The following is a 16,095-nucleotide window of genomic DNA, read 5'->3' on the forward strand; positions in this document are numbered from 1 at the left end:
CATTTCCACCTTGATCCTGCGTCCTACTCCATGCACCTCCTGAAGCCCTCGTTGCCCCTGCGTCGCACCTTCCTCGCCACGCTGCTCGCCATCGGCCTCGCGGCCAATGCCGGCGGCATCGCCTTCGCCGCGCCACCCAACCACAACGGCACGCTCACGCTGCTGTCCACCAGCGAGCCGACCGCGCTCGTCACCATCGGCAACGTCGCCACGCCCATCCTGAGCGTGAGCGCCAAGGTGACCGAAGGCCTGCTGAAGTACGACTACGACGTCAACCCGCAGCCGCAACTGGCCACCAGATGGGCGATCAGCCCCGACGGCCTGACCTACACGTTCACGCTGCGTCACGGCGTGAAATGGCATGACGGGAAGGATTTCACGTCGGCCGACGTCGCCTACTCCATCGAACTGCTGAAGAAGATCCACCCGCGCGGGCGCAACACGTTCGCCAACCTCGTCGGCATCGACACGCCCGACAAGTACACCGCCATCCTGCGGCTGTCCAGGCCCGCGCCGTACCTCATCCGCGCGCTGGTCGCGACCGAGACGCCCATCGTGCCCCGCCATCTCTACGAGGGGACCGATCCCGCCAGCAATCCGAACAACAACGCGCCCATCGGCACCGGCCCGTTCCGGTTCAAGGAATGGGTGCGCGGCAGCCACATCGTGTACGAACGCAACCCCGACTACTGGGACAAGCCCAAGCCCTTCGTCGACCAGCTGATCGTACGCTTCGTGACCGACCCCGCCGCCGCCGCCGTGGCGTTCGAGACCGGCGCGGTGGACCTCGGCTACCGCACGCCGGTGCCACTGGCCGACCTCGACCGTCTCAAGAAGGTGCCCTCGCTGCGCTTCGAGACCAAGGGCAACAGCTACTCGTCGAATGTCACGCGGCTGGAGTTCAACCTCGACAACGAGTACTTCCGCAATGAGAAGGTGCGCCAGGCCGTGGCCCATGCGGTGGACCGAAACGTCATCGTCAAGGTCGTGAACTACGGCTATGGTCAGGTAAGCTACTCGCCGATCGCGCCGGGCCTCAAGGCCTTCCACGATCCGGCGCCCTCGCCTTACGCGCTCGACCTGAAGAAGGCCAATGCGCTGCTGGACGAGGCAGGCTATCCGAAGAAGGCCGGCGGCGTCCGCTTCAGCGTACCGCTCGACTACAACCCCATCGCCGGCGACGGTGCGCGCCTGGCGGACTACCTCCGCGCGGCGCTGGCACGCGTGGGTATCGCGGTGACGGTACGCTCGCAGGATCCGAGCGCGTTCATCAAGCGCATCTACACGGACCGCGATTTCGCGTTCACCACCAACGGCGCGAGCAACCTGTTCGACCCGACCGTGGGCGTGCAGCGGCTGTACTGGTCGAAGAACTTCATCAAGGGCGTGCCCTTTTCCAACGGCACGCATTACCAGAACCCGGTGGTGGACAAGCTCCTGGAGGACGCGGCGGTGGAAAACAACCCCGCCGCGCGCCTGAAGCTGTTCAAGACGTTCCAGGACACCGTGGCGCGCGACGTGCCGGACCTGAACCTCTACCAGCCGATGTTCATCACGATCGCCAACCAGCGCGTGCATGACCATTCGCTGACGGCGGACGGCGTGGAGTCGAACCTGGCGGACGTGTGGGTGGACGCGCCGAAGAAGTAGGCGCCGGCCTGCCGGCCGTCAGGCCGGCAGGCGCTTGCGGATCTCAGGCGTCGGGGGCCCGTGGCAGGGCGATCACGCCGCCTTGCGCTGCTGCGCGCCCGGCACGGCCGCGATCAGGCTGCGCGTGTACGGATGCTGCGGCCGGTCCCAGATCTCGCGGTGGCTGCCGGTCTCGACGATCTTTCCCTGATGCATCACCATCACGCGGTCGGCGATATAGCGCACCACCGAAAGGTCGTGCGAGATGAACAGGTACGAGAGCCCGAAGTCTTCCTTGAGCTCCACCAGCAGGTTCAGGATCTGCGCCTGCACCGACACGTCCAGCGCCGACACGGGCTCGTCGAGCACCACGAGGGAGGGCCGCAGCACCAGCGCGCGCGCGATGCCGATGCGCTGGCGCTGTCCGCCCGAGAACTCATTGGGAAAACGGCGCGCCGCATCGGCCGGCAAGCCCACGCGTTCCAGGATCGCCGCGATGCGGTTGCGCCGCTCGGCATGGTCGCTCACCCCATGTACCTTGAGCACGGCATCGATGATGTCGAACACGCTGCGCCTCGGGTTCAGCGAGGCATACGGGTCCTGAAACACCATCTGCACGCGGCGGCGCCACGGCTTGAGCGCCTTTTCGGCGAGCGGCGCGATGTCGGTGCCGTCGAACACGACGCGGCCCGCCGCCGGATCGACGAGACGCAGCAGCGTGCGCGACAGCGTGGACTTCCCGCAGCCCGACTCCCCCACGAGTCCCACGGTCTCTCCCGCGTGGATGTCGAACGACACGCCGTCCACCGCGTGCAGCACGCCGCCCCCCCGCTTGGGATAATCGGTGCGCAGCGCCTGTACCGACAGCAGCGGCGCGCCCGCCGGCACACGCCTGAGCGGCTTCGCCGCGGGCACATGCAAGGCGAACTCGCGCGCGCCGGTGACGGGATCGAGGCGAGGCTGTATCTCGGGCAGCCGCGCCTCGGCATAATGCAGCGCGCTGCCCGCGTGCAGCGACGCGCCGAGCAGGCCTTTGGTGTATGCGTGCGCGGGCGCCTCGAACAAACTCGCGGCCGGCCCCTCCTCGACCTTCTCGCCGCCGTACATGACCGCCACGCGATCGGCCCATTGCGCGACCAGGCCCAGGTCGTGCGTGATGAGCAGCAGCGCCATGTCGAGATCGCGGCGCAGGCCGTCGAGCAGCGCGAGGATCTGCGCCTGGATGGTGACGTCCAGCGCGGTCGTGGGTTCGTCCGCGACCAGCAGGCGCGGATTGCAGGCCACCGCCATCGCGATCATCACGCGCTGCCGCTGGCCGCCGGACAGGTTGTGCGGGTGGTCGTCGATACGCCGGTGCGCCTCGGGAATGCGCACCAGGTCGAGCAGTTCGATGGCGCGCCTGCGGGCCGCCGGGGCCGAAAGCCTTTCGTGCCTGCGCAGCGTCTCCCCGATCTGCGCGCCGATCGTGTGCACGGGGTTCAGCGAGGTCATCGGCTCCTGGAAGATCATGGCGATCTCGCGGCCACGCACTTCGCGCAGCTGGGCGGGAGACAAGGCGAGGATGTCGCGGCCATCGAAACGGATGCTGCCGCGCAGCGCGGCGCCGGGCGCCAGCAGGCGCAGCAGCGCGAGCGCCGTGGTGGACTTCCCGCAGCCGGATTCGCCCACGAGCGCGAGCGTCTCGCCGCGCCGCAAGGTCAGGTCCAGCCCGCGGACAGCCTGGATCGGACCATTCGATCCGTGGAAGAAGACATCGAGGCCGCGCACGTCGAGCAGCGGCGCGTCTTGGTTGATGTGGTTTGCCGCCATGTCAGTGGCGCCCCCTCAGGCGCGGGTTGAATGCATCGTTGAGCCCGTCGCCCACGAGGTTGAGCGCCAGCACCGTCAGCACGATGGCCGCGCCCGGCAGCGCCGTGAGGTACCACGCCGTACGCAGCAGCTCCCTGCCCTGGCCGATCATGCTGCCCCAGGACACCGCGTTCGGATCGCCCATGCCGAGGAAGGACAGCGCCGACTCGATGAGGATGGCGCTGGCCACCAGCACCGACGTCGTCACGATCACCGGCGGTAACGCATTGGGCAGCATCTCCTGGAAGATGATGCGCGCGTGGCTGAAGCCCTGGCTGCGCGCGGCGAGCACGAACTCCGTCTCGCGCAGCGCGCGGAACTCGGCGCGCACCAGCCGCGCGATCACCGGCCACGAGGCCAGACCGATCGCGAGCACGATCACCGGCACGGAAGGCTGGCCGATGGCCACCACCACGATCACGAACAGGAACGACGGCATCGTCTGGAACAGCTCCGTGATGCGTACCAGGGCGTCGTCGATGCGGCCGCCGAAGTAGCCGGCGCTTGCCCCGACCAGCACCCCGATCAGCAGGCTCAGCACCGCGGCGACCACGCCCACGGCGAGCGACACGCGCGCGCCGTGGGCGATGCCGGCGATGACGTCGCGGCCCAGCGAGTCGCTGCCGAGCGGAAAGGCCGCGTCATGACCCGGCCACAACAGCGGCGGCGCGACCATGTCGAGCGGGTCGCCCGGATAGAGCAGCGGCGCGGCGAGCGCCAGCACGAGCATGAACGCCAGCAGCAGCACGCCCGCCACGGCGGCCGGATTGCGCAGGAAGGCGCGCAGCGCGGCATGGCGGCTGGAGACCGGCCTGGCGCCGGCGCCGACCTTCGCGGCCGCGGTTGCCGTCAAGGCAGGTTCGGAGCGAGGCACCGGCGGGGACGCAAGCGCGGAATCGGATGAGAGCGGTGTGGACATCGAACGCGTTGAAGCCTGGTTGTTCGGAAACAGGAAGAAAAAGGAAGACGGACGGGAAGCACGCGGCGGGACGCTCATCGCACCTGGATGCGCGGATCGAGCCAGGCATGCAGCAGGTCGACCAGCATGTTGGCGACGATGACCAGCATCGACGACATCAGCAAGACGCCAAGCAGCACCGTGTAGTCCCGTCCGGCCACCGAGTCGAACGCCAGGCGTCCCAGTCCGGGCCAGCTGAACACGGTCTCGACCACCACCGCGCCCCCCAGCAGCGTGCCGAAATGCATGCCGGCCACGGTGGTGACCGGGATCAGCGCATTGCGCAGGATGTGGCGCAGGTTCACTGTCCACGGATGCAGCCCCTTGGCTTCGGCCGTGCGCACGAAGTCCTGCCGGGCCACCTCGAGCATCGCGGCGCGCGTGAGCCGCGAGAAGATCGCGATATAGAAGCCGGCCATCGCCAGCGCGGGGAGCACCAGATGCAGTGCCACGTCCACCACGTGCGTCCAGCCGGCATAGCCAGCGCCGATGGTTTCGCTGCCGCCGGTGGGCAGCCAGCCCAGGTGCACCGAGAACAGTACGATGGCCATCAGCCCCAGCCAGAAACCCGGCGTGGAATACAGCAGCAGTGCCAGCACGGAAAGCGTGCGGTCCTGCCAGCGGCCCACGCGCGTGGACATGACCGTGCCCGCGGCGATGCCGATGGCCAGCGCGAGCGTCAGCGCCGTCACCATCAGCAGCAGCGTATTGCCGAGCCGCGCGCCGATCAGCGCCACCACCGGCATGTTGTAGCGCGGCGAAACGCCCAGGCTGAAATGCGCGAGGTTGTTCAGGTAGGCACCCAGTTGCTGGAGCACGGGCAGGTCGAGGCCGAAATGCGTGCGCAGCTGCGCCATGCTCTCCGCCGTGGCGGAGCCCGACTCGGCCGCCACCACGTCGGCGGCGTCGCCGGGAATCAGCTGCATCAGGATGAAATTGAGAAGGATCACGCCAATGACCGTCGGCACGGCCTGCCACGCCGTGCGGATCAGCGTGCGGCTCGCCTGACGCAGCTTCATGGCTGCACCGCCTCGTCCGGGCTGACCACGCCTGCATCGGAAGGCCGGCGCATGACGGCCGTGGTCGGTGAGACGCCGCGATGGACGGCGCCGGCATCACGCGAGCGGGTGCCAAGGAACTTGCTGCAGGAGAGGGTCATGAGGGACTGTCTGGCGGAAAGCTGGATCGACAGTCAGGCTAAGGCGGTCTCCGTGCGCACCCAACGAACTTTATCGTCTACGCATATTCGATTTACTTCCGTCAGATGGCTGCGGCACCGGGGGCCGCAATCCGCGCCGCGCCGGCCCGCCAGACAGGCCTGCAGCCGCCCCCAACCGCCGCCGGGGTTGCTGCCCCCGGCCACGCGCCGTCATCCCCCCAGTTTCCGCCAGAACCGCCAGTCCGACGCCAGCCGCTTGCCCTGCTTCAGACGCCGCGCGGCGGAGCGCAGGTTCAGTGCGTGCGCGGTCTCCAGGATGCGCGCGCGGGCGAGCAGCGTTTCGAGGGACGGCAGCGTCCACGCGCCTTTCCAGGCGAACAGCGTGTAGTTGCAGCTGTCTTCCGACAGCGAAACGGCGAACGACTCGCCGAACACGGAGCGGACCTCTTCCAGGTAGAACGGAATGTCCTGGTCGCTCTCGAGGAAATTGGCGACCAGCACGCCGTCGTCGGCCAGCCGCGCGTGGCAGGCGCCGTAGAAATCCGCCGTTCCCAGCTGGGCCGGCATGCCGTGCGCGAGGAAGCCGTCGACCATGATCACGTCGGGCCGCGCGTCCTGGCCCTTGACGTACTCGGCGCCGTCCGCGCAGATGACTTCGAGGCGATCGTCGTCGGGCGGGATATGGAAAGTGTCGCGCAAGGCGATCACGGCCGGATCGATCTCGATGGCCACGACCTTGGCGTTGGGCAGATGGCGGTAGCAGTATTTGGCCAGCGAGCCGCCGCCGAGGCCGATCATCGAGATGCGGGCCGGCGCCGGGCGCAGCAGCAGGAAGCCCATCATGGTCCGGGTATAACCGAGCACCAGCTTGTCGGGGTCGCGCCGCGACATGAGGCTTTGCGTGGCATGCACGTCGAAATGCAGCGACAGCGCGTGATCGGTTTCCAGGATCACCGGCTTGCCGTCATCGGGCGTTTCGGCAAGAAACTTCAAATACGCTTCGAACGAGGCGCGGGATGGATCCATCTTGATGACGTGGGCTTGCAGGGCCAGGCAGCTTGTGCAGGCCTCCCGGAATCGGTCCCGGGGCGGCACGGCCAGCCTGAGCCAGCGGGCCTGTACTCCGGCTGTCAGGTTGTATACTATGATAATAGCATTATCATACGATGCGACTCTGATACGCATGGAAAACGCATGGAAACCAAGACCGCACGGCTTACCGTGTTGATTGACCCGGTGAAGAAGAAAGCTTTCGAGACGCTGTGCGCGGCACAGGACCAGACGCCATCGCAGGTCGTGCGCCAGTTGATCCGCGATTATCTGGAACAGCACGGCGTCGACTATGCGACGCGGCCCAAGGTCGGCTCGGTCAGGGAAAGCAGCCGATAGCCGCATGCCGCTGTCCGGCGGGCGCATGCGCCGCTGCCGGAATATCGCCTGGGATCGCACTGTTGCCGTCCCAGAGCCGCCCGCTCCACCGTCCAAACAAGCCCTCCGGCAGTGGAGGGCATCGCCGCCCTCCCCGCGCCTGCCGGGCCGGACCGGGCGCCCCGCCCCCCGCCCCCCGCCCCCCGCCCGCCGCGCGTGGCCGGTTCAGTCGCCAACGGCCACGAAGTCCTCGGCAAACTCATCGGAATGAATCCTGGCCAGCGCGCTGCGCAGGGCCTTCGCGTCGTCCTCGCCGTAGACGTGCTCGAACCGCGCCTGCGCCAGGCGCCACAGCCGCTTCGATTCGACGAGCTTGCTCCGGCCGGCGTCGGTCAGCGCGACGAGGCGGCTGCGGCCGTCCTCCGGGTCCCGCAACTGTTCGATCAGGCCGTCGCGCTCGAGCGGCTTGATGTTGTGGGCCAGCGCGGAGCGGTCGAGCACCAGCGCCTTCGCCAGTTGCCCCATCGACGGCGGCGCCCCGGCGCGGTCGACGTGGGCAAGGATCGCGTGCTGCGACAGCTTCAGGCCGCACGGCGCCAGCACGGCGTCGTAGAGCTGGGACACGCGGCGGGCTGCCTTGCGCAGCGCGCCGCCATTGCACAGGGTTGCGTCGCTCCGGAGGGATGTCATTGTGGCTTGGCGGTCCTGGCCGCGGCAGTGGACGTGATGCGGCGAGCTTACCTCACTTGACATTGATTGCATATGCACATACCTTTGCGTTTCCGGCTACTTGCATATGCCTGCATGTGGCATCGGCCGAGGCGGTGTGCCAGTCACCGTGCGAATCCCTCCGAGGTGACAGAATGACGACTCCCGCGGCATCCAATGCGCCGCATGCCGCCAGCGCGGCGGCCAACCCGCGGCTGCAGGCGATGCTCAAGGGGCCGGTGCTGCCGACGGTCGCGCGGCTGGCCTGGCCCAACCTCGCCATGATGCTGGCGCAGTCGAGCACGGGCCTGATCGAGACCTGGTTCGTCTCGCGCCTGGGCACGGCGCCGCTGGCCGGCATGGCGCTGGTCCTGCCGGTGCTGATGCTGCTGCAGAACATGGCCGGCGGCGCCATGGGCGGCGGCATTTCCGCGGCGGTGTCGCGCGCGCTCGGCGGCGGCAGGCATGCCGAAGCCAGCAGCCTCGCCCTGCACGCGGTGGTCATCAACGCGGGACTGGGCATCGTCTCGTCCGCCGCCCTGCTGCTTGCCGGCCCGTATCTCTACCGCGCGCTCGGCGGCAGCGGCGCCGCGCTGGACGCGGCGCTGACCTACTCGGACATCGTCTTCGCCGGCTCGGTCATGATGTGGGTCATGAACGCGCTGGCCAGCGTGATCCGCGGCACCGGCAACATGGTCACGCCGGGCGCGGTGATCTGCGGCGGCGCGCTGCTGCTGATCCCGCTGTCGCCCAGCCTGATCTTCGGATGGGGCCCGATGCCGGAGCTCGGCATCGCGGGCGCGGGCGTCGCCATGCTCATCTACTACGCGCTCGGCGCCGCCGTGCTGGCTTGGTACTGCCTGAGCGGGCGCAACGCCGCGAAGCTGCAGCGCGGCCCGCTGCGCTGGCCGCTGGCGATGGAAATACTCTCGGTCGGCGGCGTGGCCGCGATCAACCCGTTCATCACCAACACCATGATCGGCGCCACCACCGCGATGGTCGGCGCGAGCTTCGGGGTGTCGGCGCTGGCCGGCTACGGTACCGGGGTGCGGCTCGAATATCTCGTCATTCCGGTGGCCTTCGGCATCGGCGCGCCGCTGGTGGCGATGGTCGGCTCGAACCTGGGCGCGCGCCAGCCGGCGCGGGTGCGCCAGATCGCGCTCATCGGCGGCGCGATGTCGTTCGCGGTGACGGAGGCCATCGGCCTGTGCGCCGCCATCTGGCCGCTGAGCTGGCTCCGGCTGTTCGGCACCGACCCAGGCATGCTCGCGACGGGCACGACCTATCTGCGCGTGGTCGGCCCCTTCTATGGCTTCTTCGGGCTGGGATTCGCGCTGTACTTCGCCTCGCAGGGCGCGCGCCGCCTGAAATGGCCGCTGCTGGCCGGCCTGCTGCGGCTGCTGGTCGCGGTCGGCGGCGGATGGCTGGCCATCCACCTCACCGGCTCGCTGGTCGCGTTCTTCGCCGCCTCGGCGCTCGGCATGGTGCTGTACGGCGCGGTCATCGCATCGGTCTTCCTCTTCGGCTTCCGGGAGACCAGCTAGGCGCCGGCGGCGGGGCCGGCTTCAGCGCCGCGCCGCCTCCAGCGCCCGCGGGTTGACGAGGTTCTTCGGCACGCCGGCAAAGAAGCTGTTGATGTTGTCGAAGGCGGTGCCGAAGTACGTCTCGTAGTTGTCGCGCTCGACGAAGCCGATGTGCGGCGTGCACAGCGCGTTGTCCAGCTGGAGCAGCGGATGCGCGGCGCCCAGCACCGGCTCCTGCTCATAGGCATCGACCGCCGCGAAGCCCGGGCGGCCCGCGCGCAGCGCCGCCACCAGCGCGCCGGGCGCCACCAGCTCGGCGCGGCTGGTGTTGACCAGCAGCGCGGCCGGGCCCATGCGCGCCAGGTCGGCGGCGCCGATCAGGCCCTCGGTCTCGGCGTTGAGCCGGACATGCAGGCTGACGATGTCGCTCTCGGCGAAAAAAGCCTCGCGCGACGGCGCGACCTCGAAGCCGTCGGCGCGCGCATCCGCCACCGAACCTTCGCGGCCCCACACCCACACCTTCATGCCGAAGGCGCGCCCGTAGGCGGCCACCTGTCTGCCGATGCGGCCATAGCTCCAGACCCCCAGCCGCTGCCCGCGCAGCTCCTGCCCCAGCGTGCCCTGCCACTGGCCGCCGCGCAGCCGGTTGACCTCGGCGACGAGATGGCGCCGGCTCGCCAGGATCAGCGCCCAGGTCAGTTCCGCCGTGGCGGCGCCCGAGCCCGAGCCTTCGGCCACGGCGACTCCGTGCGCGGTGCAGGCATCCACGTCCACATGCCCGGCCACCTTGCCGGTCTGGCTGATCAGCCGCAGCCGCGGCAGGCGGTCCAGCAGCGCGGCCGTGATCTGCGTGCGCTCGCGCGTGAGCACCAGCGCATCGGCGTCGCGGAAGCGCTCGGCCAGCGCATCGAGGGACTTGACGTTGTCCTCGTAGACGGTGACGTCGTGGCCGGCCAGCGTGGAGAAGCAATGCAGGCCCCGGACGCAGCCCTGATAGTCGTCGGGAATGACAATTCGCATGGTTGGAAACTCCGAGGAAGGCTCAGGACAGGGAAATGTGCAGGCGCTCGACGACGCCCCGCCAGCTTGCCAGGTCCGCGCGGATCAGCGCGCCGAACTCGGCCGGCGGCATGCCGCCCGGCTCGATGCCCTGCGCTTTCAGGTACGCCCGCCCTGCCTCGCTCTGGATGGCGCGGCGCGTTTCCTGGTAGAGCCGCTGCTGGATCTCGGGCGGCGTGCCGGTGCGCGTCAGCAGGCCGTACCACGCGTGGATGTCGAAGCCGGGATAACCGGAGGCGGCGATGGTCGGCACGTCGGGCAGCACCGAGGCGCCGCTGCTCGGCGCCAGCGCCAGTGCGCGCAGCTTGCCGGATTTCAGGTAAGGCAAGGCGGTCGGCACGTCGAGGAACATGAACTGGATCTGCCCGCCCAGCAGGTCGGTCAGCGCCGGCGAGGCGCCGCGGTACGGCGCGTGCACGGCGCGGATGCCGGCGCGCTCGGCGAACATCGCGCCGGCCAGATGGGCCGAGGTGCCGTTGCCGGACGAGCCGTAGTTCATCGAGCCCGGCGCCTTGCGCGCCATCGCGACGAGATCCTGCAGCGTGCGCGCCGGATAGTCGCCGCGCACCACCAGCGCGTGCGGGATGAACCCGACCACCGTCACCGGGGCGAAATCCCGCTCGGCCACGAACGGCAGCGACGGCATCAGCGCCGGATTCGTCACCAGCTGGATCGACGACAGCACCATGCTGTAGCCGTCGGCCGGCGCGCTGGCGATGGCGCTCAGGCCGATGACGCCGCCGGCGCCGGGCCGGTTGTCCACCACCACCGGCTGCGCCAGCCCGCCGCCCATCTGGCGCGACAGCATGCGCGCGATGCCGTCCACGGGCCCGCCCGCGGCGAACGGCACCACCAGCCGCACCGGCTTGTCCGGGTACGCCGCGGCGTGGGCGCGCGGCAGCCAGCCCGCGCAGAGCGCCGCCGGCGCGGCCAGCAGCAGCGCCCGGCGGCGGCCAGAAATATGGGCCATGCCAATGTCTCCTTTTTTCTCGTGTGCCGTCGCTGCGGCATGCCTTGATGCCAGCCGAGTTTAAGAGATGTGCCGGCAAAAACGACCCGGTATTTCCGTGCCGTGGAAATGCGCGCGCCCCGCTCCTGTTCCAGCGGCGGCCGGTCGCATGCATCACGGTGTACAGCGCACGGTGTACAGCGGCAAGGTCGACCTCGGCACCGGCGCGCGCATCGCGCTGGCGCAGATGGTGGCCGAGGAGCCCGACGTCGGGCTGGCGCGGCCGCGCATGCGCTGGTCGGCAAGGGCGTGCCGCGCGTGGACCTGCCGGCCAAGCTGGCCGGACGCTTCACCTACGTGCGCGACTTCTGCCTGGGCGGCGGGTTCAGATCACCGGGCCGCGCCCGCCGTTGACCGACAGGATCGCGCCGACGATGTAGCTGGCGCGCTCGCTGGCGAGGAACAGCGCCGCATCGGCGATCTCCTCGGGCCGGCCGTAGCGGCCCAGCGGCACGTCGGCCGCGGTGCGGGCGAAGGCCTCGTCGCGGCTGATGTCGAGCCGCTTGGCCTCGAGCGCGAGGGACTGCTCGACGCGCCCCGTCAGCGTGTGGCCCGGATTGATGCCGTTGATGCGGATGCCCAGCGCGGCATAGTGCGCCGCGTGGCCCACCGTGGACAGCATCAGCGCCGCGTTCGCCGCCCCGCCGGAGAGATGGGTGGAGGTCGGCATCTTGCCGCCGGTGCCGATGATGTTGACGATGGCGCCCCTGCCGCGCGGCCGCATGCGCGCCAGCACCGCCTCCTGCGCATTGGCGACGGGAAAATACTTGTCCTCCATGCCCGCGCGCAGCGCATTGCCGTCGAGCGCCTCCGGCTCGTAGCGCTTGGCCGCGCCGGCGCTGTTGATCAGCACGTCGACCGCGCCCTGCTCGTCCTCGATGGCCGCCACCACCCTGGCCGCGTCCTCGTACGCCGACAGGTTGGCCGCGTAGCCGGCGGCCCGGATGCCCTCCTGCGCCAGTCCGGCCAGCGCGCGCTCGACGTTACCGGGGTCCCTGGAGATGATGGCGACGCGCGCGCCCTCGCGCGCGAATGCCCGCGCGCATGCCAGCCCGATGCCCTTGCTGCCGCCCGTGACGATGACGAGCTTGTCCCGCAGATTGAGTTCCACCGCTGCACTCCCTTGATTGTGATCGCCGTTGTTGTCGCCGACATCGTAACCGCGCTTGCCGCCGTGCGTGAGGCGGCACACATGCCCGATGCCGCCGCCCCGCCCTCGGGGAGCACGCTCAAGGCCGCCAGGCGCAAGTCGCGTTGCTGTCACCGCATGCGGCCCGGACCTACCCCGACAGGAGGAAATTGCCCGCACGAACGCTCCGGCAAGACAGGCGGGAACCGCGCCGCTCCCGCCTCTTGCCTTCCGGCTCGAACTTCCGCCCGCAAATTCCTCTTGTCTTTATCTGACATGTCAGCTACTGTTCGATCAACCAAGGACGGGAGCCAGCCGTGAACCACTACACCAGGGAAACCTACCCGCTGACCCACAGCGTCGGGTACTTCCTCAATCGCGCCCGCAACGGCCTGATGGAAGAACTGGACGCCGCGCTGAAGGACCTCGGCATCAACAGCCAGCAGATGGCCATCCTGCTGTCGATGCGCCACGGCAACGCCACGCCGTTCGGGCTGTGCAGGCGGCTCGGCGTGGACACCGGCCTGATGACGCGCATGCTCGACAAGCTCGAGACCCGCGGACTGCTGTGCCGCAGCCGGAGCCTGGACGACCGCCGCGTGGTCAACCTGGCGCTGACCGGGGCGGGCCGGCAAGTCACCGAACGCGCCGCGGAGATCGCGCCGGACGTGCTCAATGCCCGCCTCGCCGCGTTCTCGCGCGAAGAGTTCGCCGAGTTCCGCCGGCTGCTGGTCAAGTTCGCAGGCGCCTGAGCCCGCTTTTTTTTCGCCCAATTAACTGATAGGTCAGAAAATGAGAAATCAGCATACCAATCCGGCCAGCCACCTGCGCCGCCTTGCCCGCCCGGCCGGCCTCGCCCTCTCCGCGCTGATGGTCGCCGTGCTGGCCGGCTGCGCCAACTACGCCGGCATCCACAGCGACAAGCAGATCGCCGGCGCCGGCGACTACGCCGCCACGCGGAGCATCCCCACCGCGCAAGGCCGCTGGCCGTCGCCCGACTGGGCCGGCCAGTTCGGCGACGCGCAGCTCAAGGCCCTGCTTGCCGAAGCGCTGCAGGGCAGCCCCTCGCTGGACAAGGCCCGCGCGCGCGTGGCCGCCGCCGCCGCGGTCAGCGAAAGCGCCAACGCCAGCACGCTGCCGCAGGTCGGCTTCGGCTACTCGTGGAACCGCCAGCGCTTTTCCGCGAACGCCATGACGCCGCCGCCGTATGGCGGCTCGTGGCAGACCGAGAACAAGGCGGTGCTGGGCGCCAGCTATGAACTGGACCTGTGGGGCAAGAACCGCGAAGCGCTGCGCGCGTCGGTGTCCGCCCTGCGCGCCAGCGAGGCCGAGTCGGAGCAGGTCCGGCTCACGCTCGGCACCGCGGTCGCGCGCGCCTACAACGAACTGGCGCGCCTGTACGCGCTGCTCGACATCGCCCGCGACGAGGTGGCCCAGCGCGCCGCCGTGCTGCGCCTGACCGACGGCCGCGTGCGGATGGGCCTGGAAACCGAGGTCGAGAAGCGCACCGCCGAGGCCAACCTCGCCACCAGCGAGGTCGCCGTCTCGGCGCTGGAAGGTAGCATCCTGCGCACCCGCTACCAGCTCGGCGCGCTGCTCGGCCAGGGCCCGGACCGCGGCCTGGCCATCGCCCGCCCGAGCCTGGGCGCCGGCGACGAAGTGCGCCTGCCCGACAACCTGCCCGCCGATCTGGTCTCGCGCCGCCCCGACATCGTGGCCGCGCGCTGGCGCGTGGACGCCACCCTGCACGACATCAAGGTGGCCAAGGCCGAGTTCTACCCGGACATCAACCTGTCGGCCGCCATCGGCCTCGACGCGTTCGGCTTCGGCCGCTTCCTGCGCGCGGCCAGCGGCACCGTGGCGGCCGGCCCGGCCATCCACCTGCCGATCTTCGACGGCGGCGCGCTGCGCGCCCAGCTCAAGGGCCGCTACGCCGAGTTCGACTTCGCCGTGGCCAGCTACAACGAAACGCTGGTCAACGCGCTGGCCGACGTCGCCACGCAGCTCGCCGACATCCGCGCCACCGACGCCCAGATCGCCAACGCCGTGCGCGGCGACGAAGCCGCGCGGCGCGCGCTCGCGCTGGCCCTGGCGCAGTACAAGGCCGGCCTGACCACGCAACTCACCGTGCTCAACGCGCAGACCAACGCGCTGGCCAGCGCCCAGGCCGTGGCTAACCTGCGCATGGCCCGCCGCGACCGCCAGATCGCGCTGGCCGCCGCGCTCGGCGGCGGCTACGCCGACGCGCCGGACGGCGCCGCGCAGTTGGCGCTGGCCCGCTGAACCGGCCTGCCGCCGCCGCTCACCCAACCGCAAATCTTCAACCCCATTTCACCGCGACTTCCGCACACAGGTGCCGCCATGACTACCCAGAACCAGACCGAACCCAGCCCCCGGCAAGACAACCCGCACGCCGCCGCCCGGCCCGCGGCCAACGCGCGCAGGCGCTCCCTGGCCGTGCTCGGCCTCGCCGCCGCGCTGGCCGCCGCCGGCTGGGGCGCCTACTACTACACCGTGGCCCGCTTCCACGAAGACACCGACGACGCCTACGTCAACGGCAACCTGGTCCAGATCACGCCGCAAGTCACCGGCACCGTGATCGCGGTCAACGCCGACGACACGCAGATCGTCAAGGCCGGCGAGCCGCTGGTCAGCCTCGACGCGGCCGATGCCCGCGTGGCGCTGGCCAACGCCGAGGCCGTGCTCGGCCAGACCGTGCGCCAGGTCAGCGCGCTCTACGTCAACAACGGCGTGCTCGCCGCCACCATCGCCCAGCGCGAGGCCGACCTGGCGCGTGCCCGCGACGACCTGCGCCGCCGCACCGAGGTCAGCGAGAGCGGCGCCGTGGCCGCCGAAGACGTGGCGCACGCGCGCGATGCCGTCAAGACCGCCGCCGCCGCGCTCGAGACCGCGCGCCAGCAGCTCGCCGCCAACCGCGCGCTGACCGACCAGGCCAGCGTGTCGAGCCACCCCAGCGTGCAGGCCGCCGCGGCCAGGGTGCGCGACGCCTACCTCGCCAACGCGCGCAACAGCCTGCCCGCGCCCGTGGCCGGCTACGTGGCGCGCCGCTCGGTGCAGGTGGGCCAGCGCGTCGCGCCCGGCAACCCGCTGATGGCCATCGTGCCGCTCGACGGCGTGTGGATCGACGCCAATTTCAAGGAAGTGCAGCTCAAGAACATCCGCATCGGCCAGCCGGTGGCGCTGCACGCCGACCTGTACGGCAGCGGCGTGACCTACCACGGCAAGGTGGTCGGCTTCTCCGCCGGCACCGGCAGCGCGTTCTCGGCGCTGCCCGCGCAGAACGCCACCGGCAACTGGATCAAGGTGGTGCAGCGCCTGCCCGTGCGCATCGCGCTCGATGCGGCGGAACTGCGCGCGCACCCGCTGCAGATCGGCCTGTCGATGCAGGTGGACGTCGACACCCGCAACGCTGGCGGCTCGCATCTCGCGCCCGCCGCGGACGGCGCCGGCACCGGCTACCGCACCGTCTACAAGACCGACGTGTTCGAACGCTACGGCGCGGAAGCCGACGGCGAGATCGCGCGCATCGTGGCGCGGAACAGCGGCAGCAACGGCAACAGCGGCGGTAGCGGCCCCGGCGCGCAGGTCACGCAGGCGGCTCGCCCGGCGAAACCCGGCGCAGGCGTCTGATCTTTTTTTTGAGCAATTATCTGACTTATCAGCAGATGCCGGCCAGCCGCCGGC

Annotated in this window: 14 protein-coding genes; 6 read left to right on the forward strand and 8 right to left on the reverse strand. The window is 70.0% G+C overall.

Annotation, left to right across the window (positions count from 1 at the left end):
- Positions 1–30 precede the first annotated feature (30 nt).
- Positions 31–1,650 carry an ABC transporter substrate-binding protein gene (locus KF708C_RS10410; protein ID WP_082079503.1) on the forward strand — a complete coding sequence of 540 codons (1,620 nt, stop codon included), beginning with the start codon at positions 31–33 and terminating at the stop codon, positions 1,648–1,650.
- 72 nt (positions 1,651–1,722) lie between these two features.
- Here the strand turns inward: KF708C_RS10410 and KF708C_RS10415 are convergent, their stop codons facing one another.
- The 4 genes from KF708C_RS10415 to KF708C_RS10430 form a co-directional block, all read right to left on the reverse strand.
- Complete coding sequence (locus KF708C_RS10415) at positions 1,723–3,438, reverse strand: ABC transporter ATP-binding protein (RefSeq protein WP_059411712.1); 1,716 nt, start codon at positions 3,436–3,438, stop codon at positions 1,723–1,725.
- A gap of 1 nt (position 3,439) precedes the next feature.
- On the reverse strand, positions 3,440–4,330 hold the full coding sequence (locus KF708C_RS10420; RefSeq protein WP_020202516.1) for an ABC transporter permease: 891 nt from the start codon (positions 4,328–4,330) through the stop codon (positions 3,440–3,442).
- Between the two features lie 140 nt (positions 4,331–4,470).
- Positions 4,471–5,454, reverse strand: a complete 984-nt coding sequence (locus KF708C_RS10425) for an ABC transporter permease (protein WP_059411713.1) — start codon at positions 5,452–5,454, stop codon at positions 4,471–4,473.
- A gap of 350 nt (positions 5,455–5,804) precedes the next feature.
- Positions 5,805–6,620 carry a fused MFS/spermidine synthase gene (locus tag KF708C_RS10430; protein ID WP_020202514.1) on the reverse strand — a complete coding sequence of 272 codons (816 nt, stop codon included), beginning with the start codon at positions 6,618–6,620 and terminating at the stop codon, positions 5,805–5,807.
- A 168-nt stretch (positions 6,621–6,788) separates the two neighbouring features.
- Here KF708C_RS10430 and KF708C_RS10435 point away from each other — a divergent pair, with 168 nt between their 5' ends.
- Positions 6,789–6,983, forward strand: a complete 195-nt coding sequence (locus KF708C_RS10435; RefSeq protein WP_020202513.1) for a hypothetical protein — start codon at positions 6,789–6,791, stop codon at positions 6,981–6,983.
- 204 nt (positions 6,984–7,187) lie between these two features.
- On the opposite strand, the gene KF708C_RS10440 is transcribed toward KF708C_RS10435, so the two are convergent.
- Entirely contained in the window at positions 7,188–7,652 is a 465-nt protein-coding gene (locus tag KF708C_RS10440; protein ID WP_020423748.1) for a MarR family winged helix-turn-helix transcriptional regulator, read from the reverse strand.
- A gap of 173 nt (positions 7,653–7,825) precedes the next feature.
- Between KF708C_RS10440 and KF708C_RS10445 the strand changes: the two genes are divergently transcribed.
- Positions 7,826–9,214: an MATE family efflux transporter gene (locus KF708C_RS10445; protein ID WP_059411714.1), complete on the forward strand. Its 1,389-nt coding sequence runs from the start codon at positions 7,826–7,828 to the stop codon at positions 9,212–9,214.
- A 21-nt stretch (positions 9,215–9,235) separates the two neighbouring features.
- Here the strand turns inward: KF708C_RS10445 and KF708C_RS10450 are convergent, their stop codons facing one another.
- The 3 genes from KF708C_RS10450 to KF708C_RS10460 all read right to left on the reverse strand — a co-directional run bounded on the left by KF708C_RS10450 (position 9,236) and on the right by KF708C_RS10460 (position 12,372).
- Entirely contained in the window at positions 9,236–10,213 is a 978-nt protein-coding gene (locus KF708C_RS10450) for a D-2-hydroxyacid dehydrogenase family protein (RefSeq protein WP_059411715.1), read from the reverse strand.
- Between the two features lie 22 nt (positions 10,214–10,235).
- On the reverse strand, positions 10,236–11,222 hold the full coding sequence (locus tag KF708C_RS10455) for a tripartite tricarboxylate transporter substrate binding protein (protein ID WP_059411716.1): 987 nt from the start codon (positions 11,220–11,222) through the stop codon (positions 10,236–10,238).
- Positions 11,223–11,586: 364 nt separating this feature from the next.
- Positions 11,587–12,372, reverse strand: coding sequence for an SDR family NAD(P)-dependent oxidoreductase (locus KF708C_RS10460; RefSeq protein WP_059411878.1), 786 nt, complete (start codon positions 12,370–12,372; stop codon positions 11,587–11,589).
- A gap of 335 nt (positions 12,373–12,707) precedes the next feature.
- On the opposite strand from KF708C_RS10460, the gene KF708C_RS10465 reads away from it, so the two are divergent.
- The 3 genes from KF708C_RS10465 (at position 12,708) to KF708C_RS10475 (ending at position 16,041) form a co-directional block, all read left to right on the forward strand.
- Complete coding sequence (locus tag KF708C_RS10465) at positions 12,708–13,142, forward strand: MarR family winged helix-turn-helix transcriptional regulator (protein WP_020202507.1); 435 nt, start codon at positions 12,708–12,710, stop codon at positions 13,140–13,142.
- A gap of 40 nt (positions 13,143–13,182) precedes the next feature.
- A complete protein-coding gene (locus tag KF708C_RS10470) occupies positions 13,183–14,673 on the forward strand; it encodes an efflux transporter outer membrane subunit (protein WP_059411717.1) in 1,491 nt (496 codons plus the stop codon).
- Between the two features lie 78 nt (positions 14,674–14,751).
- On the forward strand, positions 14,752–16,041 hold the full coding sequence (locus KF708C_RS10475) for an HlyD family secretion protein (protein WP_059411718.1): 1,290 nt from the start codon (positions 14,752–14,754) through the stop codon (positions 16,039–16,041).
- The last annotated feature ends 54 nt before the right edge of the window (positions 16,042–16,095 follow it).

The organism is Cupriavidus basilensis (assembly GCF_000876015.1).
Taxonomy (GTDB): Bacteria; Pseudomonadota; Gammaproteobacteria; order Burkholderiales; family Burkholderiaceae; genus Cupriavidus; species Cupriavidus basilensis_B.

Bases quoted from the DNA above. Each gene is read 5' to 3' on its own strand.
- KF708C_RS10415 (WP_059411712.1), bottom strand. From the start codon at position 3,438: ATGGCGGCAAACCACATCAACCAAGACGCGCCGCTGCTCGACGTGCGC.
- KF708C_RS10470 (WP_059411717.1), top strand. From the start codon at position 13,183: ATGAGAAATCAGCATACCAATCCGGCCAGCCACCTGCGCCGCCTTGCC.
- KF708C_RS10440 (WP_020423748.1), bottom strand. From the start codon at position 7,652: ATGACATCCCTCCGGAGCGACGCAACCCTGTGCAATGGCGGCGCGCTG.
- KF708C_RS10425 (WP_059411713.1), bottom strand. From the start codon at position 5,454: ATGAAGCTGCGTCAGGCGAGCCGCACGCTGATCCGCACGGCGTGGCAG.
- KF708C_RS10410 (WP_082079503.1), top strand. From the start codon at position 31: ATGCACCTCCTGAAGCCCTCGTTGCCCCTGCGTCGCACCTTCCTCGCC.
- KF708C_RS10475 (WP_059411718.1), top strand. From the start codon at position 14,752: ATGACTACCCAGAACCAGACCGAACCCAGCCCCCGGCAAGACAACCCG.
- KF708C_RS10435 (WP_020202513.1), top strand. From the start codon at position 6,789: ATGGAAACCAAGACCGCACGGCTTACCGTGTTGATTGACCCGGTGAAG.
- KF708C_RS10455 (WP_059411716.1), bottom strand. From the start codon at position 11,222: ATGGCCCATATTTCTGGCCGCCGCCGGGCGCTGCTGCTGGCCGCGCCG.
- KF708C_RS10430 (WP_020202514.1), bottom strand. From the start codon at position 6,620: ATGGATCCATCCCGCGCCTCGTTCGAAGCGTATTTGAAGTTTCTTGCC.
- KF708C_RS10450 (WP_059411715.1), bottom strand. From the start codon at position 10,213: ATGCGAATTGTCATTCCCGACGACTATCAGGGCTGCGTCCGGGGCCTG.
- KF708C_RS10445 (WP_059411714.1), top strand. From the start codon at position 7,826: ATGACGACTCCCGCGGCATCCAATGCGCCGCATGCCGCCAGCGCGGCG.